3 protein-coding genes are annotated in these 2,522 nt (G+C 63.5%); 1 reads left to right on the plus strand and 2 read right to left on the minus strand.

The window, feature by feature from the left end; genetic code table 11:
- Positions 1-818 (plus strand): NADP-dependent oxidoreductase (locus tag AC1DWI_RS19555; protein WP_477725506.1); only part of this gene is annotated, 818 nt, incomplete at its 5' end.
- 38 nt (positions 819-856) lie between these two features.
- Here the strand turns inward: AC1DWI_RS19555 and AC1DWI_RS19560 are convergent.
- Together AC1DWI_RS19560 and AC1DWI_RS19565 are read right to left on the minus strand one after the other, a co-directional pair.
- Positions 857-1,345: an Lcl C-terminal domain-containing protein gene (locus tag AC1DWI_RS19560; protein WP_477669104.1), complete on the minus strand. Its 489-nt coding sequence runs from the start codon at positions 1,343-1,345 to the stop codon at positions 857-859.
- Positions 1,346-1,490: 145 nt separating this feature from the next.
- Complete coding sequence (locus tag AC1DWI_RS19565; RefSeq protein ID WP_477669103.1) at positions 1,491-2,444, minus strand: LysR family transcriptional regulator; 954 nt, start codon at positions 2,442-2,444, stop codon at positions 1,491-1,493.
- Between the last annotated feature and the right edge of the window lie 78 nt (positions 2,445-2,522).

A 2,522-nucleotide genomic window follows, 5' to 3' on the forward strand; every position in this document is an offset into this window, starting at 1 on the left:
CCGTGATGCGCGCCGGCGGTGTAGGCAAAGTGATCGCCTCACAAAACCCGGCCTTTGCCGTGGGGGACTACGTGAACGCCGCTCTCGACGTGCAGGAGTACTGCCTGATCCCGGCCGACCAGGTCAAGCGCAGCGGCATGTTCAAGATCGACCCGCGCCTGGGCCTGACATCCTGGCTCAATGTGCTGGGCCTGCCCGGCATGACGGGTTACTTCGGCCTGCTGGAAGTCGGCCTGCCCAAGGCCGGCGAAACCGTCGTGGTTTCCGGCGCGGCCGGCGCCGTGGGCCAGACAGTGGGCCAGATTGCCAAGCTCAAGGGTTGCCGGGTGGTGGGCATTGCCGGGGGCAAGGCCAAGTGCGACTGGGTGGTCAAGGAACTGGGCTTTGACGCCTGCATCGACTACAAGAACGGCGACGTGCGTGCCGGATTGAAGGAACATTGCCCCAAGGGCATCGACATCTACTTCGACAACGTGGGCGGCGAGATCCTGGACATGGTGCTGGCGCGGCTGGCGCGCGGCGCCCGCATCATCATCTGCGGCGCCATCAGCCAGTACAACAACACCACGCCCGTGAAGGGCCCCGCCAATTATTTATCGCTGCTGGTCAATCGCGCCCGCATGGAAGGCATCGTGGTATTCGATTACGCCGACCGCTACCACGTCGGTGTGGCTGAGATGGCGGGTTACCTCAAGGCCGGCACCATGAAAAGCAAGGAAGACATCGTCGAGGGACTGGACACTTTCCCGGAAACACTGCTCAAACTTTTCAACGGCGAGAACTTCGGCAAACTGGTGCTGCAGGTGGCCAAAGACTGAGGCCCGATGCGCCGGCTGCCGCCGGCGTTGGGTGCCGCTTACTTCGCATTGCGCACCAGGCGCACGACGGCCGCCGTGGCGCGCGGGGCTTCACCGGCGCTGCCGTCGCTGAAACCCACAAAGGTGAAATAGCCCGGGCCGGTGCTGCTCGATGTCCAGAAGCGCGCCACGGGCGTGCCCGGAAAAGCACTAGGATCTATCGCCGCCTTGTCCACGTCAGCCTCTCGTGCAGAGACGATGCTGGAGAGTTCTTTGAGAATCGGCAAGCGCCATTCGGCCTCCGGCGCGGAAGCCGCCTTGGCACGCGCGGCCGCATCGGGATGGTTCAGGAAAGCCGGTTGCCCGGTGCAGGTCTTGCCCTTCCAGACCATGCCTTCCGCGCAGCGCCGCCAGACCAGGCCGGTGCGGCTATCGGTGACTTCCTGGTTGTCTGCGGACACGCTGAAGCGCTCCTGCGCAAAACTTGCACTGGACAAAGCCAACAGCAAAAGGGAAAGACCCAAGGTGTGAACAGAATTGCGGTGCATAGAAATCTCCATGGCCGGAGTGGCCTCGCAGCCTTACGACTTGTTACCAATACTAGGCAAGTTATCTCGCTGCAACCATAGGGAACCTATGTAGGGGGTAGTACTTAGCACACACGCACTGTTTGTGTGCGGGCGCATTCAGGCGTCAGGGCTGATGCAGCTGGTAGTCATGCCCGAGCCCGCCACCATCAAGAACCTCCTGCGTGACCTGCTCAACCAGAAAATCCAGCAGCACGCGCACGCGCGCCGGCAAGCGGCCGCCCCGGCCGACAAATACTGCATGGATGGGTTCGCGCTCGCCCGGGTTCAGGCTTTCAGCCACCGGCACCAGGCGGCCCGCGTCAATGTCGCGGCCGACGTGGAACATCGACATGCGGGCCAGCCCGGCGCCCGCCAGCACCAGGTGGCGCAGCGCCTCGCCGTCGCTGGCACGCGCATAGCCGGTGATCGGCAACTGCTGAATCTGTCCGTCTACCCGCACCGGCCAGTAATGCATATTGCGTTTGAAGGTATGGGCCAGGCGCTGGTGCGCCTCCAGCTCTTCCAGCGTGCGCGGCGTGCCGTGTCGCGCCAGGTAATCAGGGCTGCCGACAATCACCTGCGCGGTATCACCCAGGCGCCGCGCCACCAGTTGGGACGACGCGAGTGCGCCCCAGCGGATTGCCACATCGGTGCGCTCGTCCAGCAGGTCGACTACGCGGTCGGTCAAGGTAATGTCCAGCAAAATATCCGGGAAGCGCTCGTGAAAGGCCGGCACCAGCGGCAGCAGCAAGCAGTGCGCGGTGGGCATGCTGGCGTTGATGCTGACGCGCCCGCGCGGCATGGCGCCGGCCGCGGCGCCGCGCTCGGCCTCGTCCATGTCGGCCAGCACGCGCGTGCTCTGCTCGTAAAACGTCGTGCCTTCGGGTGTGAGCTGCAGCTTGCGTGTAGTGCGGTTGACAAGCCGCGTACCCAGCCGCGCCTCCAGCCGGGTCACCAGCTTGCTGACGGCCGAAGGGGTCATGCACAGCTGCCGGGCGGCGGCCGAAAAACCGCCTTTGTCCACGACCTGGACAAAGGCCTCCATCTCGCCGGAGCGGTTGACGTCTATGCGGGGCATGATCTGGTATTTTTCGCGAATTACTGTGAATTGAATTCACAAATGATTGTCTTTATGACATTCTAGTCAAGATAGCAC

Source organism: Polaromonas sp. P3_C2, from assembly GCF_056402675.1.